The sequence below is a fragment of the Streptomyces sp. CC224B genome, from assembly GCF_030010595.1.
In the GTDB taxonomy this organism is placed as follows: domain Bacteria; phylum Actinomycetota; class Actinomycetes; order Streptomycetales; family Streptomycetaceae; genus Streptomyces; species Streptomyces longispororuber.
The window spans coordinates 26,395-48,736 of the sequence record NZ_JASCXL010000065.1; the positions used below are offsets into that span (position 1 = coordinate 26,395).

The following is a 22,342-nucleotide window of genomic DNA, read 5'->3' on the forward strand; positions in this document are numbered from 1 at the left end:
CGTCCGTGAGTTGTCTGTGAGTCGTCTGTGAGTCATCCGTGAGCGAAGTGAGCACCCCGAGCCGAGTGAGCCACCCGTGAACCGCCCCGTGAGCCACCCGCGAGAGAGAAGGGCCCGCATGGACACCCCGAACGGGACGGGCGCCGCCGACGCTGCGTCCGTGACCGAGGAACTGCACGCGTACCTGTCCGGCCACCTCGGCCGCGAACTGGGCCCGGACGAGGACTACTTCGCCCTCGGCCTGGTCAACTCCCTGTTCGCGATCGAGCTGGTGAACTTCGTCGAGCAGCGGTACGGCGTCGAGGTCACCGTCGACGACCTCGACCTGGACCACTTCCGCACCCTCGGGCGGCTGCGGGACTTCGTCCTGGTCAAGACCGCCGGCCGGGGCGCGGCGGCGTGAACGGCGCCACCGCGGTGGACCTCACGGCCCTGGGGGCCGCGTTCGCCGACGCGGTGCGCGGGGACGCCGCCGCCTGGGACGCGCGCGGCGAACTGCCCGCCGAGGTGCGCCGGGAGGCCGCCCGCGAGGGGCTGCTCGGCGCGGACCTGCCGCCCCGCCACGGCGGGCTCGGCGCCACGCCCGCCCAGCTCGGCGAGGTGTGCGCCCGGCTCGGCGGGGTGTGCGGCTCGCTGCGCGGCCTTGTCACCGTGCAGGGCATGGTCGGCGCGGCCCTGTTGCGCTGGGGCACCGCCGAGCAGCGCGAGCGGTGGCTGCCCGCGCTCGCCCGAGGCGAGCTGCTCGCCGCCTTCGCCGCGACGGAGACGGAGGCGGGCAGCGACCTCGCCGCCGTCACCACGGCGGTCGAGCCGCACGGCGACGCGTACACGGTGATCGGCGAGAAGCGCTGGATCACCTTCGGCGAGATCGCGGATGTGTACCTGGTCCTGGGCCGCACGGGTGGCGCGGGCGGCTCGGATGGCACGGACGGCACGGACGGCACGGACGGCACGGGCGGGCGGCCCGTCGTGGCGCTCGTCGAGGCGGACCGGCCCGGTGTCCGGCGCGAGCCGGTGCGCGGCCAGCTCGGGCTGCGCGCGGCCCAGGTGGCGCACGTGCGGTTCGACGGCGTGCGCGTACCGCGCGAGAACCTGGTCGCTCCGCCCGGGTTCGGCCTGTCGCACGTGGTGGGCACCGCGCTCGACCACGGGCGGTTCACGGTGGCCTGGGGCTGCGTCGGGATGGCCGAGGCGTGTCTGGGCGCGGCCGCCGAGCACGCCGTACGGCGTACGCAGGGCGGGGTGGCCCTCGCCGGGCACCAGCAGGTGCGCGCGCTTCTCGGGCGCGCGGTGGTGGACGGCCGGGCCGCCCGGGAGCTGTGCCTGCGGGCGGCCCGGCTGCGGGCGGCCCGCGACCCGGCCGCCGTGGTGGAGACGGTCGCCGCCAAGTACGCCGCCGCCCGCGCCGCCACCTCGGTGGCGGGCAGCGCGGTGCAGGTCATGGGCGCGGCCGGCTGCGCCCCCGACAGCCTGGTGGCCCGCTGCTACCGGGACGCCAAGGTCATGGAGATCATCGAGGGCTCGGCGCAGGTGTCCGAGCTGCACATCGCCGACCACCTGCTGCGGGCCCACGGACACGGGCCGGGCCGGTGGCGGCCGGAGCGAGAGGGGGAACCCCGGTGAACGCACAGACCCGCGGCCCGCGCGAGGGGACCGCGGCCGAGCCCGGGACGCCTCCCGCGCGGGCCCCGCAGCCCACGGTGAAGTGCCTGGTCTGGGACCTGGACGACACCCTGTGGGACGGCGTCGTGCTGGAGGGCGACGCGCCCGTGCCCTTCGCGGCCGCGGTGCGGACCCTGCACGCCCTCGACCGGCGCGGCATCCTGCACGCGGTGGCCAGCCGCGGCGAGTACGACGTCGCCGCGGGCCACCTGGCCGCGCACGGGCTCGACGCCCTCTTCACCGTCCTGGAGGTGGGCTGGGGCGCCAAGTCCCGGGCCGTCGAGCGGATCGCCGCCGAGCTGAACATCGGGCTCGACACGGTCGCGTTCGTCGACAACGACGCGGTGGAGCGGGCCGAGGTGGCCGCCGCGCTGCCGGACGTGCGCTGCTACCCCGCCCACGAGGCCGAACTCCTGCCTTCGTACGCGGAGTTCACGCCGGAGTTCCTGACGGACGAGTCGGCGCAGCGGCGCCGGCTCTACCGCACCGAGCGGCGGCGCAAGGCCGCCGAGGCCGGGCACACCGGCCCGCCCGCGGAGTTCCTGGCCTCGCTCGACCTGGTCCTCACGGTCCGGCGGGCCACCGGCACCGATCTGGCCCGCGCGCACGAACTGACCGTGCGCACGCACCAGCTCAACACCACCGGCCGCACCTTCGACCTGGACGAGCTGCGCCGGCTGTGCGAGGACCCCGGGCACGAGGTGCTCGTCGCCGGGCTCACGGACCGCTTCGGCTCCTACGGCACCATCGGGCTCGCGGTCACCGCGCTGCGGGACGACGCGACCGTGCTGGAGCTGCTGCTGATGTCCTGCCGGGTGATGTCCCGCGGCGTCGGCGCGGTGCTCATCGACCACATCGTGACGCGGTCCCTGGCCGCGGGCCGCCGCCCGGTCGCGGAGTTCGTCCCCACCGGCGTCAACCGGCAGATGCTGGTCACGCTCCGCTTCAGCGGGTTCGCGGTGGTGGAGGACGCCGGGGACCGGATGACCCTGGCCGTCGACCCGAACCACCCGCCGCCCGCCCGCAACCACCCGGTACGGGTGGTGACCGCGTGACCGGCGCCGCGAAGAGGGAGGCCCCCATGCACCAGGACGAAGCCGGGAACACCGGCACCCCCCATGCCTCGGAGAAGGGCGTCATCGGCGTGGTCGGCGCCGGGACGATGGGCGTGGGCATCGCCCAGTGCCTTGCCGAGGCCGGCCACCAGGTGGTGGCCGTCGACCCCGCGGAGAGCGCCCTCGCCACCGCCCCGGCGCGGCTCCGCGACGGCATCAGACTGGCCAGGATGGTCCGCAAGGCACCCGCGGCCGTCCCGATGGACCGGGCCCTGACGGCGGTCGCCTGGACGCCGCACCTGGAGGACCTGGCCGGTGCGCGGTTCGTCGTCGACTGCGCGCCGGAGCGCATCCCGCTGAAGGAGAGGCTCTTCCACGACCTGGACCAGGTGTGCCCGCCCGGCGCGGTGCTCGCGACGGGCACCTCGGCCATCCCGGTCGAGCGGCTCGCCGCGCGCACGAGGAGGCCGGAGCGGGTGCTCGGCCTGCACTTCATGAACCCGGCGCCGATGAAGGAGGCCGTGGAGGTGGTCCGCGGCCCCCGGACGTCCGACGCGACCCTGGAGGCGGCCCTCGCCCTGCTCGCGGACCTCGGCAAGCAGGGCATCGTGGTCGCCGACGGCCCCGGCTTCGTCTCCAACCGGGTCCTGATGCTCACGGTCAACGAGGCCGCCACCGTGGTCCAGCAGGGCACCGCCGACCCGGCGACGGTGGACCGGATCTTCGAGCAGTGCTTCGGCCACACCATGGGCCCCCTGGCCACCGGCGACCTGATCGGCCTCGACACCATCGTGGACACCCTGTACGTCCTCCTCGAATGCACCGGCGACGAGCGCTTCCACCCCTGCGAGGAACTACGCCGCCTGGTCACCGCAGGCCACCACGGCCGCAAGACGGGCCGGGGCTTCCACCGCTACGGGGGGCCGCGGTCGGGGGTGCCCCGGGGGAGGTGACGGAGCCGGGGCCGGCGGGCACGTCTACGCTGCGCCCATGTGGAGAAGGCTCGCAGGCGAGGTGTTTCCCGAGGCCGAGTTCGCCGCCCCGGTCGACTCGGCCGCGGTGGCCGCGGCGGAGCAACGGCTCGGCTGTCGTCTGCCGACGGTCCTGGCGAGCCTGCTGCAGGAGACCGACGGCGTGGTGGGGCACGACGGCGCGGACACGGTCTGGCCGCTCGCGCGGGTCGTCGAGGACAACCTCCGCTTCTGGTCGGACCCCGTCTTCGCCAGCCTGTACATGTCGTTCGACCCCCTGCTCTTCTTCGGTGACAACGGAGGCGGCGACCAGTTCGCCTTCGTCCGGTCACCGGCCCGGGACGACGTCTACGTGTGGGACCACGAGGACGACAGCCGCCGGTGGGTCGCCCGGGACCTGCGGGACTACCTCGGCCGGTCCCTCAGGGACGGCGGGGACGACTGGTACAGGTAGCGGAACGGGCAGCGCCCCGTCGCCGGCGCTGCCGCGAAGTCCGGGCCGGGGCCGCGCCGTTCACGGTGTACGTGGATCGTCGGCGCGGGCCCCGCCGTCGCGTCGGCGGGTCGCCGGTACGAGGGCGAGTCGCCGGGCGGACCGGCCGGTTCAGGGCAGGCGTCCCGCCATCCGGATCAGGTGGGCGAGGTGGGGGTGGAAGACGTCGTGGTGGGCGCCCTGGGGTGGGCCGCCCTCGCGGATGACCTCCGAGGCGTCGACGCTGACGTAACCGGTTTCGGGCAGCGCGCCCTCGGTGAGCGCGTCGGCGAGGGTGAGGGTGAGGCTGCCGTCGATCCCCTGGACGCCGTCGTAGCCGAGGGCTCCCCACATGCGGCCGGCGCCGGACAGGAGGGCGCCGTCGCCGATCCTGCGGCAGGCCAGCGGGAAGAACAGGCCGAGTTCCAGGTCGTGGTGCGAGTAGGTGCACACCACGGGCCCGGCGACCCGGCCGTCGAGCCCCGCCAGCGCTCCCCCGCCGCTGAGCTGGGGCATGTGGTCGGCGAAGGCGAAGTGCGAGATGGCCGCCTGGAACAGGCAGAGCGAGGCGATGGGCGGCTCCTCGGCGTCGAGGCCCCGCGCGGCGTACGCCACCAGGCGGGCGCCCGGGCCGTGGCCGACGAGGTGGAGCCGCGTGTCGGGCAGCTCCGCGCGCAGGTGCCGCAGCAGCGGGGCGAGGCCGTGCTCGCCGATCAGACCGGCGTGCCTGCGGACGGCGTACGACGTGACCTGGCACAGCATCTGGTGCGCGCCGTCCCACCTGCGTTCGAGCTCGTGCCCGTTCTCGGCGGCGCGCAGCGGACGCTCGCTGGGGGCGAGCGACTCGGGCCGTTCCAGGCACTCGGTGGGGTCGTCGGCGGGCCGCGGCCCCGGGGTGTCGGTCTCCGTGATCGTGCCGTGCTCCGACACGTCGGGAGCGCTGGAGGCGGCGTGCGGCTCCTCGAAGCGCTCCGGCTCGCGCTCCGCCACCCGGGCGGTCTCCTCACGGGCCCACTCCAGCGCCTCGGCGAAGCCCTCGCACACCTGGGCGGGGCTGTCGATGAGCATGGCCGGGTCGGTCTGCGGCAGGACGTCGGCGCCGAGGTCGGTGCCGTAGGCGTGCAGCGGGTCGTCCAGGGGCTGTTCGGACAGCCGGCGCAGGCCGATGCCGAGGTCGTCCAGGGCGCCGTTCTTCTGGGGCCGCGCGTCCAGCAGGTCGCGCAGCCCGGTCAGGACCTTGTCGCCGCCGGGGAAGACGTGCCGCAGTGCCGCGAGGTCGCCGTCCGTGACCCGGGGTTTCCGGTCGTCGTCGGCCGGTGCGAAGCACATGCCCGGCCAGCGCACCGCCACCAGGCCGACGCCCTCCCCGCAGCCCGCCTCCGCCAGCAGGGCGCGGCAGCGGTCGTGGACGCGGTCCGCCGTCTCCTCGTCGTTGTGGGCGGCGTGGGCGAGGACGATCAGGTGGCGGACCTCCGCCGCGCGCACCGCCCGCACCAGCCGGTCCGCCTGTTCCTCGTCCGGCGCGGCCGCCTCGGCGTCGAATCCGACGACCCACATGGGCAGCTCTCGCCCGCCCCTGTCCACTGCTTCCGGCATACGTCCCCCCAGCCGATTCGCGAAGCCGTGTGCGGGCGGAGGCTCCGGTCCCGCACCGCGACGCCGGACGCTGCGCCGGTCCGTCACCTCGTGGCGCTCGTGCGCGCGTCGCGTGGTTGCCGGGTGCCCGCGCCGTGCCGGGTTACGCGGGTTCGTCGGGGAGTTCGGAGAGTACGGTGCGCCACCGCCCCTCCGGGGGGGCGGCCGACGGCGGCGGACCGGGCCGGGGCCCGGCTCAACGGGTCGCGCGCGCCCCGCCGTTCACGTGCAGGACCTGGCCGGTGACGTGGCGGGCCGCCGGGGAGGCGAGGAAGGCCACGGCTCCGGCGACGTCGTCGGGGGTGCCCGGGCGGCCGGTGGCGGTGGCCGCCACGAGCTGGTCCCGCCGCCCGTCGGCGAGCTTGTCCCGGAAGAACTCCGTGTCGGCGATGTAGCCGGGGGCGACCACGTTGGCGGTGACGCCGCGCGCGCCCAGGTCCGCCGCCAGGCCGATGTTCCAGGTGGACAGGCCCGCCTTGGCCGCGCCGTAGGAGCCTCCCTGGTCGGCGGCGATGGAGCCGATGTGCACGACGGCGCCGCCCTCGGCCAGACGGTGGTGCACGGCCTTGGTGGTGAGCGCGGCGCTGAGCAGGTTGGCGTCGAGGTTGGCGCGGAAGGCACGGGCGTAGGACTCCAGGTCCGCCTTGCCGTCGGCGCCGGAGTCGGTGTCCGTGTCGCTGTCGAATTCGACGTTGCCGCCCGCGTTGTTGACCAGTACGTCGAGTCGCGGCGGGAGGTCGTCCAGGAGCCGGACGAGCTCCTCCGGCCGGGTGTGGTCGCAGAGCAGGGCGCGGACGCCCGCCTCCTCGGCCAGCCGCTCCAGCGGGCCGGGGCGGCGGCCGGTGACGATCACCTCGTCCCCCTGTCCGGCGAAGTGGAGCGCGACGGCCCGGCCGATGCCCGTGCCGCCACCGGTGACCAGGATGGTGCGTGCCATATGCTGAGCTCCCTACCAGGATCGTATAGGCCTAAATTTAGAGCTAAACGTAGTACGAGGGAGCTGCCGGTGACAAGGGACCCACAGGAGGAGCGGGGCGTCGGCGCGACCGCGGCGCGCGGGGGCGGCGGGGCGGGGACGCCAGCCCCCGACTCCGAGGACGCCTTCGCCCCGGGCGGCGCCTCCGCCCCTGAGGGCACCTCCGTCCCGCGGGGCGCGTCCGCCCCCGAGGACACCGCCAGGACCATCGCCGAGGCCTGGCAGCGCGAGCGCCCCGGGACGCCGGTCGACTCGATCGGGATCGTCACGCCGATCTGGCAGTTGGCCAAGCTCTTCGGGGACGACCGGCGCGCCGTCCTGTCCCGCGCCGGTGTCGACACCGCGACGCTGGACCTGCTGAGCGTGCTGCGCCGCAGCGGGCCGCCGTACACCCTGAACACCCGGGAGATCGGGCGCCGCTGCCTGGTGACGGCGGGCGCCGTGTCCCAGCGCCTCGCCCGGGCCGAGCGCGAGGGCCTGGTGACCCGCCGCCCGGCGGCGGACCGCTCCCGCGCGGTCCTGGTCACCCTGACGGAGGCCGGGCACGACCTCGTGGAGGCGACGGTGGACCAAGTGCTGCACCGGGACGCCGAGTTGATCGGCTCGCTGACCCCCGAGCAGCAGGCCCAGTTGGCCGGGTTGCTGCGCGTGCTGCTGGAGGACGTCCAGCGCCGCGTCGGCGACCACGGGCTCAGCCAGGTGGGCCACGTCTGACACCGGCCGCGGGACACCCGGCACGGCGCGGCCCGGGAGCGGTCGCCCGCCCCCGGGCCGCGCCCGGCGCCTCAGCTCGGCGCGCCCGCGGTCTCCTTGCGCGCGGGGGCGGTTATGTCTCCCTCCACGGGTGGCAGCGCGTCGTCGTCCGCCGCGACCGTCCCGTGCCGTTCGGCCCAGGTGGCGAGGGCCATGGCGCAGGCGTGGTCCAGGTGGCGCAGGCCCGACAGGTCGAGGTGGGTCCTGCGGTCGGACGGCAGCGCCTCCAACTGGTCGAGGAGCTTCGGCAGGCGCAGGAAGGTGGCGTTGCCGACCACCCGGACGCGGACCGTGCCGGTGCCTTCGAGGCCGTCGACCTCCAGGTGGACGTGGGAGGTCTCCCAGGCCGTCTTGACGACGGCGAGGCCGAGGCCGATGAGGACGCCCTCGAACATGTTGGTGCCCACGATCGCCAGGGCCGTGACGGCCAGGACCAGGGCCTCGCCGCGGTGTTCGCGCCACAGCGGCCCGAAGTCCTTGACGGGGATGAGCTTCCAGCCCGCGTGCACGAGGACCCCGGCGAGCGTCGCGACGGGTATGACGCCGAGGGCCGCCGGGAACGCCGCGGCGAACGCGAGCAGCCACACGCCGTGCAGCACGCGGGACGCCTTGGTCCTGGCGCCCGCCCGTACGTTGGCGGAGCTGCGGACGATCACCGCGGTCATCGGGAGCGCCCCGAGCGCCCCGCAGACGGCGTTGCCCGCGCCCTGGGCCATCAGCTCCTTGTCGTAGTCGGTGCGCGGGCCGTCGTGCATCCGGTCGACGGCGGCGGCGCTGAACAGCGACTCCGCGGACGCGATCAGGGTGAACGCGAGGATGGTGCCGAGCGCGCCCGCGAGGGCGCCGCCCTCCACCAGGGCGGAGAACGCGTCGCCGCCCGGCGGCTGCACCACGTCGATCAGGCCCTGCACCTCGACCTTGGCCACCGGCAGGTCCAGGGCGAAGACCGCGAGGGTGGCGAGGGCGACCGCCGCGAGCGGCGCGGGCAGGATGCGTGCCGCCCGGCGCCAGCGCGGCCACAGCACCAGGACGGCGATGGTGCCGGCGCCGACGGCGAACGCGGTCAGGGCGTCGCCCGACCCGGCCGTGTCGGCGGCGAGCCGGGGCAGTTCGGCGATCTTGTCGAGGCCGGAGGCGGGTGCCTCGGCGTCGACGAGCGCGTAGAGCTGCCCGGCGATGAGGACGAGGCCGATGCCGGCGAGCATGCCCTGGACCACCGCGACGGAGATGGCGCGGAACCAGCGACCCAGTTTCAGGGCGCCCATGGCCAGTTGCAGGAGCCCGGCGATGAGCACCAGGGCGCCGAGCGCCTTGAGCCCGTACTCCTGCACGGCCTCGTACACCAGGACGGTCAGCCCGGCGGCGGGGCCGCTGACCTGGAGGCTCGAGCCGGGCAGCAGACCGGTCAGGAGGCCGCCGACGATGCCGGTGACCAGGCCGAGTTCGGCCGGGACGCCGGAGGCGACGGCCACTCCGACGCACAGGGGGACGGCGACGAGGAAGACCACGACGGACGCGGTGAAGTCCGCGCGCAGTGTGGAGAGATCACGCACTGAGGGCCTTTTCATGGTCGGTACGTCAGCTTTCATGGAAGTCACGGGTCCCGTGGGGTCACAGCGGAAGGAACAGGTCGGACTCGGGGTGGTACGCCGCCACCAGGCCGGTGTGGACCTCGTAGTACCAGCCGTGCAGGCGCACCTCCCCGGCGTCGAGGCGCTCTTGGACGCAGGGGTAGGAGCGCAGCCGTCCGAGCTGTTCGCGTACGTGGCGCTGGACGGCGCCGGCGACCGCGGGCCCGTCGTCGGCGGGGAGTCCGCCGGGGAGCTGGCGGTCGAGCCAGTCCCGTACGGCGGGCAGGGCGGCGAGGTCCTCGCCGCGGGCCTTGGCGCCGACGGCGCCGCAGTGCGAGTGGCCGCAGACCACGATGTCGGCGACGCGCAGCACGCACATCGCGTACTCGATGGTGGCGGCCTCGGCGCACGCCGGGCGGCCCTCCTCGTACGGCGGCACGGCGTTGCCCGCGGTGCGCAGCTCGAACAGGTCGCCGGGGCGGGCCCCGGTGATCAGGGAGGGGACGACGCGGGAGTCGGAGCAGGTGATGAACAGGGCGAGCGGGGACTGGCCGGCGGCGAGCCGTCCGAACGTCTCCTGCTCCTCGCGCCGCGCGGAGATCCGGGCGTGCAGGCCGCGGGCGTGGTTGATGAAGGTCTCCATGACGAAGACGCCTCCTGTGGTGTCGGTGTGGGGTGGTGCGTCGCGCGGGGCCGAGCCGCCCGTCAGGAGCGCGCCACGCAGTACAGGAGGAGCAGTTGGACGCCGGTTCTCAGGGCCCGTTCGGGGCCCGCCGGTCCGGGGGCGGTGTCCGTGCCGGTGCGGGCGTGCGAAGCCGGGGGGTGCGCCCGGTCCCGGCCGCGCCTGCCGTACGCCGATGAGGTACGGGAGTCGTGGGCGCGGGCGAAGTGGCACGGGGGGTGGTGCACCTCGCCGTCCCTGGCCGTGCGTTCCCGGGTGTCCGCGGTCGGCGGGGGTGCTTCCGCCGGTCCGAGTGCGGGGGTGACGGGCGTGACGGGGCCGGCGGGGGCCGCCGCCGGGCCGGGCGCGGCGGCGACGGCCGGGGCCATGCCGCCGCACAGCAGCGAGAGCAGGACGAGCAGGGTGGTCACGGCCCGGTGGCGCGCCCTGGGCGCGGGGCCGGGGCAGCGGCCGGCGCGGCCCGGCCGCCGGTCCGGTCGGTGGGTGGTGGGGGGCTTCATCGTCGTCAGGTGGTCTCGGGGCCGCGGCGGCGCGCGGGGCGGACGGTCACGAGCAGGACGGGCAGGACGGCGAGGGCGAGCACGCCCCCGCCGAGCGCGAGCACCGGGAAGCCGCCGGACGCGGTGACCACGCCCGACGCCATGCCTCCGGTGGCACCGGCGACGGCGATGCCCACGTCGACCAGGCCCTGCGTGGCGGCCCGGGTGGCGGGCGGCGCGGCGGCGGTGACCAGGGCGGTGCCGCTGAGCAGCCCCAGGTTCCAGCCGAGGCCGAGCAGGACGAGGGCGAGGGCCAGTCCTGGGGTGGAGTGCGCGGGGGTGAGCGCGGCGGTCGCCCCGGCGGCCAGCAGGGTGAGGCCGGAGGCCGCGGCGACCGGGTGCGGGCCGAGGCGGTCGACGAGCCGCCCGGTCAGGGGCGAGGGCAGGAACATGGCGCCCACGTGCAGGGCGATGACGAGACCCGTCGCCTGGGTGCCGTGGCCGTGGGCGCGCATATGGACGGGCGTCATGGTCATGATGGCGATCATCACGAGCTGGGTGAGCACCATGACGGTGGCGCCGGTGACCAGGGCCCGGCCGTCCGCCGCGGTGGCTTCCGCCGGGGGTGCCTGTGCCGGGGATGCCTGCGCCGGGGGTGCTGGTGGGCGGCCTTGCGCCGGGGTGGTTTCCGGTGCGGCCGTGTCCACCGTGGGCGGGTCCGCCGCGCGGGCACGGGCCAGGAGCAGCGGGTCGGGCCGCAGGAAGCAGGCCAGGACCACGGCGGCCGCGGCGAAGGCCGCCACCGCGAGCAGGAACGGGCCGGCGAGCCGGGGCAGGCCCCAGTCGTGGGCGACCGCGCCGGACAGCGTCACCAGGTTCGGGCCGGCCACGGCTCCGAGGGTGGTGGCGAGCAGGACGGTGCTGACGGCCCGGCCGCGCCGCTCGGGCCTTGCCAGGTCGGCGCCCGCGTACCGCGCGAGCAGGTTGGTCGACGTACCGGCGCCGTAGACGACGAGGGAGACGAAGAGCAGGGGGGCGCTGTCCGTGGCGGCGGCCACGACCACGCCGAGGCTGCCGAGCGCGCCCACAGCGTAGCCGGTGGCGAGGCCGGGGCGGCGGCCCCGGCGCTGGCACAGCCGGCCCACGCCCGCCGCGCCGACGGCGGCGCCTCCGGTGAACAGGGCGGCGGGCAGCCCGGCCAGCGACGTCGAACCGAGCATCTCCTCGGCGAGCAGCGCGCCGACGGTGATCCCGGCGGCGAGCCCGGCGCCGCCGAGCACCTGGGACAGGACCAGGACGGTCAGGACGCGGCGCTGCTCGGGCGGGTCGGTGTCGCTGGCCCGGGCGGGCACGGGAGGGGTGGCCGGGCCGTCGTACGTCTGCGGGTCCGCGGCGGCGGGAGACGGGTGGTCATGGGTCCACGATCGCGCGGGGGCGGGAGACGGGGCGTCATGCGCGCGCGGACGCTCGGGGGCGGGAGACAGGGCGTCGTGCGGCCGCGGACGCGCGGCGGAGCGGCCGGGGCCGGCGCTCGTGTCGTCGTGCGTGTACCCGGTCACGTTCCCCCCGCACCCTGGGGCGTCGCCGCGGGCGGCAGCGCGCTGATCTCGGCCAGGGACATGTCGAGCCGCTCGTGCAGGAAGCGCACGATGGTCCAGTGCGGCAGCGCGCCCTCGTCGAAGGGGCCGAACGCCCGCACGTACAGGGGTATCCAGCGCAGCGCCTGCTCGACGGCGCGCTCCCGGCCCGGTTCGCGCTGGTACTCGTCGTAGGCGATGCTGCGGTGCTCGACGAAGAAGCCGCCGGGCAGCCGGTGTTCGCACAGGTCGCGGTACTCGCGGGTCTGGAGGATCAGGTAGTGCCAGATCTCGTCGATCTCCTGCTCGACGGGCAGGAAGAGTCCGCCGAGCCGGTCGGGGTGGAGGGAGACGAGGTAGAGGTAGCGCAGACACTCGGTGACCTGGCGCTCGACGTACTCACGGGGCGCGCCGGTCGTGGTGGTGAAGTGCTCCACCACCTCGGTGTGCAGGGCGTCGCCGAGCAGGGAGGCGGGGTCGGCGGCGGTCGCGGGCGTCGCGGGCACACGGTCGGCGACGGGCCCTCGGTCGGCGGCGGACCCGCGGTCGTGGGCGCGCACCGCGTCGTCGGCGGACACGGTCGGCTGCGTGCTCATGATGCTCCCGGAAGGCGTGAGGGCGTGGGCGCGTGGTGCGCGGCGCGGCGGGGGGTCAGGCGTCCTGGGCGAGCCAGGCGTACTTGCCCGACGCACCGATGGGGATGTGCCGTTGGTGCTCCACGTCGCTGTGGCGCGCGGTCAGACGGGCGAGTCCGCGGCGCAGCGCGTCGGCCTCGGCCGGCGCGAGCGGGGCGCCGTCGAAGGTGGTGTAGCGCAGCAGGGCGCGGGACGGGTCGCGGGCGTCGAGCTGGTGGACGAAGACACGGGGCGAGGCGGCGGCGATCACGTCGTCGAGGTCGCCCTGCGCGACGGGCCCGTGGCCGGTCCTCAGGAGCTCCTTCTCGCGGCCGCAGAAGCGGGAGATGCGGGCCGGGTCGGCGGAACCGTCCTCGGTGCGCACGCAGTCCCCCGAGCGGTAGCGGACCAGGGGCATGTGGGGGTTGCGGAGGCTGGTCACGATGAGGCCGTACAGGGGGTGGTCGCCCGGCTCGACGGGGATCAGCTCGACGCTCATCCGGTCCAGGTACGGGTGGTAGCGGCCGGTGCGGTCGCTGTAGAAGAGGTAGCCCAGCTCGGTGCTGCCGAACAGGTCGACGACCGGGCAGGCGAAGTGGTGCCGTAGGTAGCGCCGCACGTTCAGCGGCGTGTACTCGTAGGCGTGCACGATGCTGGCGGGCTGCGGGAAGGTGGCCCACAGCCCCCAGTCGACGGCCTTGCGCACCAGGTGGGCCAGGTGCGGTCCCGAGCAGTCCAGGTGGTACGCGCCGTGCGGGTGGGCGCCCTGCGCGGCGCGGATCTCGTCGATCATCCGCTCGACGTCCGCGCGGTCCCACAGCGCCGGGTCGCGCCGGAGGTTGACGTAGAACGTCCGCTCGTCCAGGCGCCGTTGCTCCAGGTCGGGCAGCGGGTCGGGCTCCGCATGGGGGCCGCCCCGCTTGCGGGCGTTGACCCGGGCGACGTGCTCGGTGGCGAGGACGGTGGTGAGGGAGACCCGCCGGCACCCCTCGTGCCAGGTGTGGGCGATGTCGGGGTGCTCGCTCCACAGCCGGTAGTAGGAGGTGAGCAGGAAGTACGGGGGGCGGATGATCTGCATCCGCGCGTGGTTGGTGCCCGTCGAGAGCACGAACTCCGCCTCGCCGGAGTCGAGGGCGGCCGCCAGGGCCGGGGTCATCCAGTTGTCGGGGAAGCCGCGGGCGATCTCCGGCTTCTCCAGGATGGGGAAGTGGCCGCGCTCGACGGAGGTCCGGTACAGGGGGATGTCCTTGACCTGGGCGACGACGTCGGCACTGGGCTGTCCGTTCATGACCACCCTTCGGGCTCTTGACGCGTGTGGGGGGCGCCGGTCCGGCACGCCGCGCGGCGAGCCGGACCGGGCGTAGCAAGGGCAACGAACAGGCGTGCGGGAGTTCAGGTGATGGTCAGGTGACGGTCAGGAGATACAGCCGGACTTCGCCGACGCGCTGATGCACCCCGACTTGTCGGCGCTCACACAGCCGTCCTTGCCGGACGCCGCGGGGGAGTTCAGGGCCGCCCACTGGTTCCAGACCTCGTCCTCGACCATCTTCGCGATCAGCTTCTCCACGGGTACCTCCAGGGAAGAGTGAGGGGCACGGCGGGGGGTGCCGTACGTGTTCACCGCCGCAATCGAAGGTAAAAGCGAAACCAAGTGGAAGTCAAAGGCGAGCAATGCACAGTGGCTCAAAAGCCGCCCGGCGCGCCGTCTTTGGCTTGATCCCCAGCGGCGCGCGAAGCGCGATTCACCACCCCTTCACGCGCCTGCCATGACACATGCACGGGCGTGCGCCGGGGCCGCTCCACCCCACCGCGGACAGACGAACGCCACCGCACGCCCCACCGCACGGCGGGCGAACACGTGGTGGACCTACGCGGGCCGCACGCGGTGGACCTACGCTGGCCGCCTGCCCGGCAGGTACGGGCTCCGCGGACCGGCTGCGGCCCTCCGCCGCCCGGCCGCGGGCTCGGCCTCGTGCGCGAGGCCCTCGCCGCGTCCCCCAGGGGGCACGTGCAGAGCCGTCCGCCGCGCCGGCCGTTCAGCGCTCCCCGTCCCGGCCGGGAGCCGGGCGCCAGAGGAACACCTCCGTGCTCGGCTGGTGCGCGGCGAAGCAGCCCGAGGGCGAGGCGGTCCGCAGCAGCGCGCGCAGGTCGGCCTCGAACGCGTTCCGGCGCGGGCCGAACAGGTGCGGCGCCGAGTACGACTTGGAGAACACGTCCGCGACGACGTCGTCCCAGGTGCGCCGCAGCACCTGCCCGCCGGGGACCACGAGGCGCTCCGGGCCGGTGAAGCCCGCCCGGGCGAACACCTCGGCCTCACCCGAGGGCGTCCCCCGCGGCAGCACCCCCCGGCCCGCGCGCCGGACGGGCCCGAGATACCGCCGCACCAGCTCGTCCAACGCGGCGTGGGGCACCGCCGGGTGCGGCAGCTCCTCGACGGGCCAGGGCTCCGCCTTGGCGTCGGCGACGTGGGCCAGCGTCCCGCCCGGCCGCAGCATGCCGCGTACGGTCCTGGCCACCAGGTCGCGGTCCATCCAGTGGAAGGACTGGCCGAAGACGGCCACCGTGAACGTGCCGAGGCCCGCGGGCAGTTCCTCGGCCCGGGCCCGCAGCCACGTGGCCTTCGCGGCGACACCGGCCGCCACCGCCGCACTCCGGGCCTCGGCGATCATCCCGCCGTCCGGGTCCACCCCCACGACCTCGCCGAACCAGCGCGCCAGCGGCAGCGCGAGGGTGCCCGGCCCGCACCCCACGTCGAGCAGGCGCCCCCGCCCGTCGAGCCCCAGCGCCTCGGCGAGGGCGTCCGCCAGGCCGGGGGCGTAGGGCAGCCGTCCGCGCGCGTAGTAGGGGGCCGTGCCCGCGAACAAGGTGTCGTCCCACTCCCAGCCGTCCACGTCGGCGCACCTTCCTCCCGGAGACCCGTCCCGCCAGGCGCCGATGATGTCAGGCCGCCCCGGTCGCGGCACCCGCCACGGGGCCGTGCGCGCCCCCCGCTCCCGGACACCGCGACCTGCGAAACCTTCGACTTGAAGGCACCCACCGGCCCCCAGCCATGATTCATGAACAGTTCCAGGCCGATCACATGCCATCCGTAAGTTCCGGTCATTGAGGGGCGGCAACCCGCCATCCCTGTACGGAGCCGCCCCCTCCGGCGCTGCGCCGGTGCCAGAGTCCCGGGTGCGGCGCCCAGCAGGGCGCCGTTGGGTGAACCACCTGACTCCAAGGAGTTCCTTCGTGGGGAAGAAGACCGTCACGCTTCTCGCGACCGCCGCGCTAGCCTCTCTCACCCTGATCGGCCAGGCGAACGCCACCCCCGCACACGACACCGCTCCGGCCGCCGCCCGCGCGACCGAGCCGGGCATCCTCGCGGACCAGATCCGGTACGCGCCCTTCACCCTCAACCACAACGAGTCCCTGCGCTCCGACACCGCCACCCTCGTCATGCAGTCCGACGGCAACCTCGTGGTCTACGACGAGTTCAACCGGGCCCGCTGGGCCTCCCGCACCGTCAACCAGGGCTGGACCACGCGCTTCCAGGAGGACGGAAACCTCGTGGTCTACACCCGCAGCGGCCGCCCGGTCTGGGCGTCCGGGACCGCTGGCCACCCCGGCTCCCGCCTCGTCGTCCAGGACGACGGCAACGTCGTCATCTACGACGGCAGCCGCGCCGTCTGGGCCACCGGCACGGACCACTGACGCCGACCGCTCCTCGCGCACGTACGTGACCGGCCGGGTTCCTCGGAACCCGGCCGGTTCTCCGCGGCCTCCGGCGCGGCGGCCCTCACGGGCGGGTATGTCGGCGGCTCACGACTCCCACGGGCGGGCGTCCCGGCGGCTCACGACTCCCACGGGCGGGCGTTCCGGCGGCTCACGGCTCCACGAGCGAGCGAGCCGACAGCTCACGGCTCCCGCGCGGCGCGGTCGTCACGGGTGGCATGCCGCCCCGGTGGCCGAGGGGCGACCGGCCGGCGAACGTGGCGCGTACACCGCCCGCACTCTGCGAAACCCCTACAACCACCGCTCCCGCCCCGCGTGTCGAACGGGGTGCCGGTCCCCCGGCGCCACCGACCTCGACACCCACGGAGTCCACGTGCACACGCGTTCCCGCTTCCCCGTCGCCTTCCCCGTCGCCCGCCTGGCCGCCGTCGCCGCGCTCGCCCTCGCCACCCTCGGGGTCGGCGTCCCGGCCGCCCACGGCACGGACAACTCCCCCGCGCCCGGTGACCCGCCGCCGGCGCCGTTCGCCGTGACCCTCTCCACCGACACCCCCACGACCGACTACCGACACCGCACGGTCGACCTCGGCGGCACCGTGACGCGCGCCGACGGCACCCCGCTGGCGGGCGCGCCGGTCACGCTGATGAAGAGCGTCATGTACACCACCTGGAACCCGTGGGGCGACCCCATCGACCCCGTCGAGCGCGAGACGCTCCGCCTCGGCACCGTACGGACGGACGCCGAGGGGCGGTTCTCCCTCTCGGACGTGCCCGCCGACCGCTGGCCGGACGAGCCGAGCACCTTCCTCTTCCCCCGCCACGAGGTGCAGTTCCAGGCCTCGTACGACCCGGGCGACCCCGACGACAACGAGATCTACTTCGCCGACGCCACCGTCGCCGCCGAGCCGGTCACCAGCACCATCAGCTACAAGGTCAACAAGACGAAGGTGCGCGCCGGTGACACCCTCGTCGTCACCGGCAAGGTCTCCTGGCCCTCCGGGCACCGGCCGGTCGCGGGCACCCGGGTGCTGCTGCGGACGTACTACGAGTCCGCGTACAACGCGAAGACCACCACCGACGCACGCGGCAACTTCACCGTCCGCGCGAAGATCCGCGACTACGACAACGCGTTCGTGGTCTTCTCCGCGCCGAAGGACTACTACATCGCGGGCGCGAGCAAGAACCTGCCGGTCAAGAACGTGACCCCGTGACACCGAGACGCCCGTGACACCGCGACGCCCGTGACTCCTCGGTGCCCCTGGCACCGCGACCCCTCCGACGCGTCCCGGTTGACGCACCTCACATGATCCGCACGGGTGGATTCCGATTGCCGGCGACCACGAGGAGCAGGAGAAAGAGGGAGAAGGGACGAGGAGAGACCCGACCGGGACAGTGAACCGGGAGCGGGTGCGGACGGCCGCGCCGCCGTGCCCGCCCCATGAACGTACGGAGGCCCCATGACCCGCGCCATCGCCGTCGGAGTGGACGGATCCGCCGAGAGCCTGGCCGCAGCGGACTGGGCGGCGGGGGAAGCCGCGCTGCGCGGCGCTCCGCTGCGCATCGTGCACGCCTGGCACCTGGAGTCCGCCGACGCCACCGTCGCCCAGGACCGGGAGGAGCAGGCCCGCGCCGCCGACGCCGTGCTGCGGGAGGCCGAGACGCGCGTGTCCGGGCGCCGTCCGGACCTGCGGGTCAGCGCCGAGGTCGTCGGGGACGCGCCCGTCGCCGCGCTCCTGCGGGAGGCCGGGCGCGCCGAGATGCTCGTGCTCGGCTCGCGCGGGCACGGCGCCGTCGTCGGCTTCCTGCTCGGCTCGTACGGCCAGCAGGTGATCGCCGAGGCGGAGCGGCCCGTGGTCTCGGTGCGCGCGGGCACCGGGACGGGGGCGGAGGTGCCGGGCGCCGGCGACAGCGCGGGCGAGATCGTCGTGGGCCAGCACGGGGAGCCGGAGGACGGCGCGGCCGTGCTGCGGTTCGCCTTCGAGGCGGCGGCCGCCCGGGGCGCGGCGGTGCGCGCGGTGCGGGCGTGGACGCTGCCGCCGCTGTACGCCTACAACACCGGCGTGCTGGACATGGCGGACCAGGCGGGCGGCCTGGAGCCGATGGAGCGGCAGGCGCTGGCGCGGGCGGTCGCCCCCTGGCGCGAGCGGTTCCCCGACGTACCGGTGACCGAGCACGTCGAGATCGGCAGCGCCGGTCAGGTCCTGCTTGCGGCCTCGGCGGACGCGCGGCTGCTGGTGGTCGGCCGCAGGGCGCACCGCTCCCCCATCGGTACGCGCATCGGGTCGGTGGCGCACGCCGCGCTGCACCACGCGAACTGCCCGGTCGCGGTCGTCCCTCCCGCCTGAGTCGGCGGCACCCGCGCGCGGGCCCGGTGAGCAGGGAGCGGCCACCCGGGCCCGCGCCCCGGGCCCCCCCCCCCCCCCGGGAAAAAAACCCATGTGTGAAAGAGGCGATTGGGGGCAACGGGGGGCGGGCCCCGCGGACGCCGGGGGGGGGGGCCCCCGGCCCCCCCCCCCCGCGGGCTGTGCGCGCTCCCGCCCCGGGCGCCGGCCCTGTCCCGCGCGTCCCGCCCGCAACCCCTCGCGCGTCCCGCCCGTCACCCGCCCGGCCCCACTCCCGCGCGCGTCCGACCGGCGCGTCCGCACCGTGGATAGGAAGGACACGTGCGTGAGCACCGCGGACGACGAGCGGACAGGCGACGGGACCGACATGACAGACGACCGCACCCCACCCCCCGGGCCCCCGGCGGGCGACTCCCTGACGTGCCTGGTGACCGGCGCCACCGGTTACATCGGCGGCCGCCTGGTCCCGGAGCTGCTCGCCGCGGGCCACCGGGTGCGCTGCCTGGCCCGCACCCCGGACAAGCTGCGGGACCACCCCTGGGTCGGCCGCGTCGAGATCGTCCGCGGCGACGTCACGGACCCCGCCTCGGTCGCCCGGGCCATGAGCGGCGTGGACGTGGCCTACTACCTCGTGCACGCTCTCGGCACCGGCCGCGGCTTCGAGGCCGTCGACCGCGACGCGGCCCACGTCTTCGGCGAGCAGGCGCGGCGCGCCCGGGCGGGCCGGATCGTCTACCTCGGCGGACTGACCCCCGACTCGGTGCCCGAACGCGACCTCTCCCCGCACCTGCGCTCCCGCGCCGAGGTCGGCCGGATCCTGCTCGCCTCGGGCGTACCGACGGCCGTGCTGCGCGCCGCCGTGATCATCGGCTCCGGGTCGGCCAGCTTCGAGATGCTGCGCTACCTCACCGAGCGGCTGCCGGTGATGGTCTCCCCGCGCTGGGTGCGCACCCGGGTCCAGCCGATCGCCGTGCGCGACGTGCTGCGCCTGCTCACCGGCTGCGCCCGGCTGCCCCGCGAGGTCAGCAGGACCTTCGACATCGGCGGCCCGGACGTGCTGACGTACCTCGACATGATGCGGCGCTACGCGGCGGTGGCGCGCCTGCCCGCCCGCCTCATCCTGCCCGTGCCCCTCCTCACCCCGCGCCTGTCCAGCCACTGGGTGGGCCTGGTGACCCCCGTCCCGGCCGGGATCGCCCGGCCCCTGACGGAGTCCCTGCGGCACGAGGTGGTGTGCCACGACAACGACATCGAGCGGTACGTGCCCAATCCGCCGGGCCACCCCATCGGCTTCGACCGCGCCGTCACCCTCGCCCTGCAACGCGTCCGCGAGGCGCAGGTCGTCACCCGCTGGTCGTCGGCCGCGGTCCCCGGCGCGCCCAGCGACCCGCTGCCCACCGACCCCGACTGGGCGGGCGGCAGCCTCTACACCGACGAGCGCGAACGCCGCACCCACGTCTCGCCGGCGGCGCTGTGGGACGTCATCGAGGGCATCGGCGGCGAGAACGGCTGGTACTCCTTCCCCCTCGCCTGGGCGGTGCGCGGCTGGCTGGACCGGCTGGCCGGCGGCGTCGGGCTGCGCCGCGGCCGGCGCGACGCCCGGCGGCTCAGGGTGGGCGACTCGCTCGACTTCTGGCGGGTGGAGGAGATCGAACGCGGCCGGCTGCTGCGGCTGCGCGCCGAGATGCGCCTGCCGGGCCTGGCGTGGCTGGAGATGCGGGTGGGCGACGACGAGCCCGGGGGCGCGCGCTACCGGCAGCGGGCCGTGTTCCACCCGCACGGCCTCCTGGGCCACCTGTACTGGTGGAGCGTCTCGCCCTTCCACGCGGTGGTCTTCGGCGGCATGGCCCGCAACATCGTCCACGCCGCCGAACGCGCGACGGCCCGCGACCCGGCCACGGCCCCACCACCGCCGCAGCCGTGACACGGGCCCGTGCCCGACAGCACAACCGCCCCCGCGACACCGACCCGTGCCCGACGGCACCGCCGCTCGCGTGACACCGGCCCGTGTCCGGCACTGACGCCGCGCGCGTGCCACCGGCCCGTGCCCGGCGCTGCCGCCGCGCGCGTGCCACCGGCCCGTGCCCGGCGCTGCCGCCGCTCGCGTGCCACCGGTCCGTGTCCGGCGCTGCCGCCGCTCGCGTGCCACCGGTCCGTGTCCGGCGCTGCCGCTGCTCCCGTGACCGACCCGTACGGCACTGCCGCCTCCGTGACACCGGCCCGCGCACCGCCCCACGCCCCGCCGCCACCCACGCGTACCGCCCCGCCCCCGCCCCCGCGCACCGACCCGCCCCCGGTATCAACCCCCGCACGGACCGACCCCGGCCGCAGACCCGGCCCCCGTACCACCGCCCCACCCCGACCCGCCCCACCCCGCGCCCGCACCGGAAGAAGCCCCCGCCCATGCGCGTCTCCCTCGTCCTGTTCACGTCCGACCTGCGCCTGCACGACCACCCGCCGCTGCGGGCCGCCCTCGCTTCGGCGGACGCCGTCGTCCCGCTGTTCGTACGGGACCGCGCCGTCGAGGCGGCCGGTTTCGCCACGCCCAACCGCACGGCCTTCCTCGCCGACTGCCTGGCCGACCTCGACGCCGCGCTGCGCGACCGCGGCGGCCGGCTCGTGGTGCGCTCCGGCGACGTGGTGCGGGAGGTGTGCCGGGTGGCGGCCGAGGCGGACGCCCGCGAGGTGCACCTGGCGGACGGGTACGGCGGGTACGCCGCGCACCGCGAGGAGCGGCTGCGGGCCGCGCTGGAGGCGGAGGGCCGCCGCCTGGTCGTGCACGACGCGGTCACGGTCGCCGTACCGCCCGGCGAGGTGACCCCCGCCGCCTCCGACCACTTCGCCGTCTTCACCCCGTACCACCGCAAGTGGGAGCGGGTACCGCTGCGCCCGGCCGTCGGCGCGCCGCGCCGGGTGCCCGTGCCCGACGCGGTGGGCGGCGAGGACCTCCCCGGGCGCGGCGCGGGCGCCGACGTGTCCGCCGGGCTGCCCGCGGGCGGGGAGCGCGCGGCGCGCGCCCGGCTGGCCGCCTACTGGCGCGGCGGCCTGGCCGCCTACGACGACACCCACGACGACCTGGCCGCCGACGCCACCTCGCGCTTCTCCGCGCACCTGCACTTCGGCACCCTCTCGCCGGTGGAGCTCGTGCACCGCGCCCGCCGCCACGGCGGCCCGGGCGCCGAGGCGTTCGTCCGGCAGCTCGCCTGGCGCGACTTCCACCGGCAGGTCCTCGCCGCCCGCCCCGCCGCCGCCCGTACCGACTACCGCACCAAACACGACCGCTGGCGCACCGAGCGCACCGCGGCCGACGACGTCGACGCCTGGCGCGAGGGCCGCACCGGCTACCCGGTCGTCGACGCGGCCATGCGCCAGCTCCGCCACGAGGGTTGGATGCACAACCGCGCCCGGCTGCTCACCGCGAGCTTCCTCGCCAAGACCCTGTACGTCGACTGGCGCGTCGGCGCCGCCCACTTCCTGCGCTGGCTGGTCGACGGCGACCTGGCCAACAACCAGCTCAACTGGCAGTGGGTGGCCGGCACCGGCACCGACAGCCGCCCCAACCGGGTCCTCAACCCGGTCACCCAGGGCAAGAGGTACGACCCCGACGGCGCCTACGTCCGCCGCTGGGTCCCCGAGCTCTCCGGTCTCGTCGGGCCGGCGGCGCACGAGCCGTGGAAGCTCCCCGCCCGGGACCGCGCCGCCCTCGGCTACCCGGACCGGATCGTCGACCTCGCCGAGGGCCTCGACCGCTTCCGCCGGGCCCGCGGCAAGCAGCCTTGACCGAGCGAGGAAGGCGGTCGGCGGCCTGCCGACGGGACATCCTGGTCGCCGTAACCGCCG

21 protein-coding genes are annotated in these 22,342 nt (G+C 75.6%); 11 read left to right on the forward strand and 10 right to left on the reverse strand.

What is annotated here, in order from left to right; translation table 11 throughout:
• The first annotated feature begins 118 nt into the window (after positions 1-118).
• The 5 genes from QK440_RS24840 to QK440_RS24860 are packed head-to-tail and all read left to right on the forward strand — an operon-like array spanning position 119 to position 4,142.
• Positions 119-403, forward strand: a complete 285-nt coding sequence (locus QK440_RS24840) for an acyl carrier protein (protein WP_282795416.1) — start codon at positions 119-121, stop codon at positions 401-403.
• The gene (locus tag QK440_RS24845) at positions 400-1,623 is read left to right on the forward strand and encodes an acyl-CoA dehydrogenase family protein (protein WP_282795417.1); all 1,224 of its coding nucleotides are present in this window, start codon (positions 400-402) and stop codon (positions 1,621-1,623) included. Before QK440_RS24840 ends, QK440_RS24845 begins: the two co-directional genes overlap by 4 nt.
• Positions 1,620-2,717: an HAD-IIIC family phosphatase gene (locus tag QK440_RS24850; RefSeq protein ID WP_282795418.1), complete on the forward strand. Its 1,098-nt coding sequence runs from the start codon at positions 1,620-1,622 to the stop codon at positions 2,715-2,717. Before QK440_RS24845 ends, QK440_RS24850 begins: the two co-directional genes overlap by 4 nt.
• Positions 2,718-2,743: 26 nt before the next feature.
• Positions 2,744-3,670: a 3-hydroxyacyl-CoA dehydrogenase family protein gene (locus QK440_RS24855; protein ID WP_282795419.1), complete on the forward strand. Its 927-nt coding sequence runs from the start codon at positions 2,744-2,746 to the stop codon at positions 3,668-3,670.
• Positions 3,671-3,707: 37 nt separating this feature from the next.
• A complete protein-coding gene (locus tag QK440_RS24860; protein ID WP_282795420.1) occupies positions 3,708-4,142 on the forward strand; it encodes an SMI1/KNR4 family protein in 435 nt (144 codons plus the stop codon).
• 150 nt (positions 4,143-4,292) lie between these two features.
• Here QK440_RS24860 and QK440_RS24865 read toward each other — a convergent pair whose 3' ends face one another.
• Positions 4,293-5,717 carry a hypothetical protein gene (locus QK440_RS24865; protein WP_282795421.1) on the reverse strand — a complete coding sequence of 475 codons (1,425 nt, stop codon included), beginning with the start codon at positions 5,715-5,717 and terminating at the stop codon, positions 4,293-4,295.
• Positions 5,718-5,991: 274 nt separating this feature from the next.
• Positions 5,992-6,732: an SDR family oxidoreductase gene (locus tag QK440_RS24870; protein WP_282795422.1), complete on the reverse strand. Its 741-nt coding sequence runs from the start codon at positions 6,730-6,732 to the stop codon at positions 5,992-5,994.
• A 246-nt stretch (positions 6,733-6,978) separates the two neighbouring features.
• On the opposite strand from QK440_RS24870, the gene QK440_RS24875 reads away from it, so the two are divergent.
• Positions 6,979-7,485 carry a MarR family transcriptional regulator gene (locus QK440_RS24875; protein WP_282795439.1) on the forward strand — a complete coding sequence of 169 codons (507 nt, stop codon included), beginning with the start codon at positions 6,979-6,981 and terminating at the stop codon, positions 7,483-7,485.
• Positions 7,486-7,556: 71 nt separating this feature from the next.
• Here the strand turns inward: QK440_RS24875 and QK440_RS24880 are convergent, their stop codons facing one another.
• From QK440_RS24880 to QK440_RS24915, 8 genes are all read right to left on the reverse strand, one after another.
• Positions 7,557-9,077, reverse strand: a complete 1,521-nt coding sequence (locus QK440_RS24880; RefSeq protein ID WP_282795423.1) for a SulP family inorganic anion transporter — start codon at positions 9,075-9,077, stop codon at positions 7,557-7,559.
• 58 nt (positions 9,078-9,135) lie between these two features.
• Positions 9,136-9,738 (reverse strand): carbonic anhydrase, encoded by a 603-nt coding sequence (locus tag QK440_RS24885; RefSeq protein WP_282795424.1) that lies wholly within the window; start codon positions 9,736-9,738, stop codon positions 9,136-9,138.
• Between the two features lie 62 nt (positions 9,739-9,800).
• Positions 9,801-10,187 carry a hypothetical protein gene (locus tag QK440_RS24890; protein ID WP_282795425.1) on the reverse strand — a complete coding sequence of 129 codons (387 nt, stop codon included), beginning with the start codon at positions 10,185-10,187 and terminating at the stop codon, positions 9,801-9,803.
• 95 nt (positions 10,188-10,282) lie between these two features.
• A complete protein-coding gene (locus tag QK440_RS24895) occupies positions 10,283-11,608 on the reverse strand; it encodes an MFS transporter (protein WP_282795440.1) in 1,326 nt (441 codons plus the stop codon).
• A gap of 203 nt (positions 11,609-11,811) precedes the next feature.
• A complete protein-coding gene (locus QK440_RS24900; protein ID WP_282795426.1) occupies positions 11,812-12,429 on the reverse strand; it encodes a hypothetical protein in 618 nt (205 codons plus the stop codon).
• 55 nt (positions 12,430-12,484) lie between these two features.
• Positions 12,485-13,735: a hypothetical protein gene (locus QK440_RS24905; protein WP_282795427.1), complete on the reverse strand. Its 1,251-nt coding sequence runs from the start codon at positions 13,733-13,735 to the stop codon at positions 12,485-12,487.
• 126 nt (positions 13,736-13,861) lie between these two features.
• Positions 13,862-14,014: a hypothetical protein gene (locus tag QK440_RS24910; protein ID WP_282795428.1), complete on the reverse strand. Its 153-nt coding sequence runs from the start codon at positions 14,012-14,014 to the stop codon at positions 13,862-13,864.
• Positions 14,015-14,483: 469 nt separating this feature from the next.
• Positions 14,484-15,338 (reverse strand): class I SAM-dependent methyltransferase, encoded by an 855-nt coding sequence (locus QK440_RS24915; RefSeq protein ID WP_282795429.1) that lies wholly within the window; start codon positions 15,336-15,338, stop codon positions 14,484-14,486.
• A 340-nt stretch (positions 15,339-15,678) separates the two neighbouring features.
• Between QK440_RS24915 and QK440_RS24920 the strand changes: the two genes are divergently transcribed.
• The 5 genes from QK440_RS24920 to QK440_RS24940 all read left to right on the forward strand — a co-directional run bounded on the left by QK440_RS24920 (position 15,679) and on the right by QK440_RS24940 (position 22,282).
• A complete protein-coding gene (locus QK440_RS24920) occupies positions 15,679-16,140 on the forward strand; it encodes a hypothetical protein (RefSeq protein WP_282795430.1) in 462 nt (153 codons plus the stop codon).
• Between the two features lie 394 nt (positions 16,141-16,534).
• The gene (locus tag QK440_RS24925) at positions 16,535-17,371 is read left to right on the forward strand and encodes an acyl carrier protein (protein ID WP_282795431.1); all 837 of its coding nucleotides are present in this window, start codon (positions 16,535-16,537) and stop codon (positions 17,369-17,371) included.
• Between the two features lie 246 nt (positions 17,372-17,617).
• Positions 17,618-18,505 (forward strand): universal stress protein, encoded by an 888-nt coding sequence (locus QK440_RS24930; RefSeq protein WP_282795432.1) that lies wholly within the window; start codon positions 17,618-17,620, stop codon positions 18,503-18,505.
• Between the two features lie 364 nt (positions 18,506-18,869).
• Positions 18,870-20,426 carry an SDR family oxidoreductase gene (locus tag QK440_RS24935; protein ID WP_282795441.1) on the forward strand — a complete coding sequence of 519 codons (1,557 nt, stop codon included), beginning with the start codon at positions 18,870-18,872 and terminating at the stop codon, positions 20,424-20,426.
• 479 nt (positions 20,427-20,905) lie between these two features.
• Entirely contained in the window at positions 20,906-22,282 is a 1,377-nt protein-coding gene (locus tag QK440_RS24940) for a deoxyribodipyrimidine photo-lyase (RefSeq protein ID WP_282795433.1), read from the forward strand.
• Positions 22,283-22,342 lie beyond the last annotated feature (60 nt).

Excerpts from the sequence above, each read along its gene's own strand:
- QK440_RS24840 (WP_282795416.1), top strand. The coding sequence starts at position 119 with ATGGACACCCCGAACGGGACGGGCGCCGCCGACGCTGCGTCCGTGACC.
- QK440_RS24855 (WP_282795419.1), top strand. The coding sequence starts at position 2,744 with ATGCACCAGGACGAAGCCGGGAACACCGGCACCCCCCATGCCTCGGAG.
- QK440_RS24860 (WP_282795420.1), top strand. The coding sequence starts at position 3,708 with ATGTGGAGAAGGCTCGCAGGCGAGGTGTTTCCCGAGGCCGAGTTCGCC.
- QK440_RS24865 (WP_282795421.1), bottom strand. The coding sequence starts at position 5,717 with ATGTGGGTCGTCGGATTCGACGCCGAGGCGGCCGCGCCGGACGAGGAA.
- QK440_RS24870 (WP_282795422.1), bottom strand. The coding sequence starts at position 6,732 with ATGGCACGCACCATCCTGGTCACCGGTGGCGGCACGGGCATCGGCCGG.
- QK440_RS24885 (WP_282795424.1), bottom strand. The coding sequence starts at position 9,738 with ATGGAGACCTTCATCAACCACGCCCGCGGCCTGCACGCCCGGATCTCC.
- QK440_RS24900 (WP_282795426.1), bottom strand. The coding sequence starts at position 12,429 with ATGAGCACGCAGCCGACCGTGTCCGCCGACGACGCGGTGCGCGCCCAC.
- QK440_RS24905 (WP_282795427.1), bottom strand. The coding sequence starts at position 13,735 with ATGAACGGACAGCCCAGTGCCGACGTCGTCGCCCAGGTCAAGGACATC.
- QK440_RS24930 (WP_282795432.1), top strand. The coding sequence starts at position 17,618 with ATGACCCGCGCCATCGCCGTCGGAGTGGACGGATCCGCCGAGAGCCTG.
- QK440_RS24935 (WP_282795441.1), top strand. The coding sequence starts at position 18,870 with ATGACAGACGACCGCACCCCACCCCCCGGGCCCCCGGCGGGCGACTCC.
- QK440_RS24940 (WP_282795433.1), top strand. The coding sequence starts at position 20,906 with ATGCGCGTCTCCCTCGTCCTGTTCACGTCCGACCTGCGCCTGCACGAC.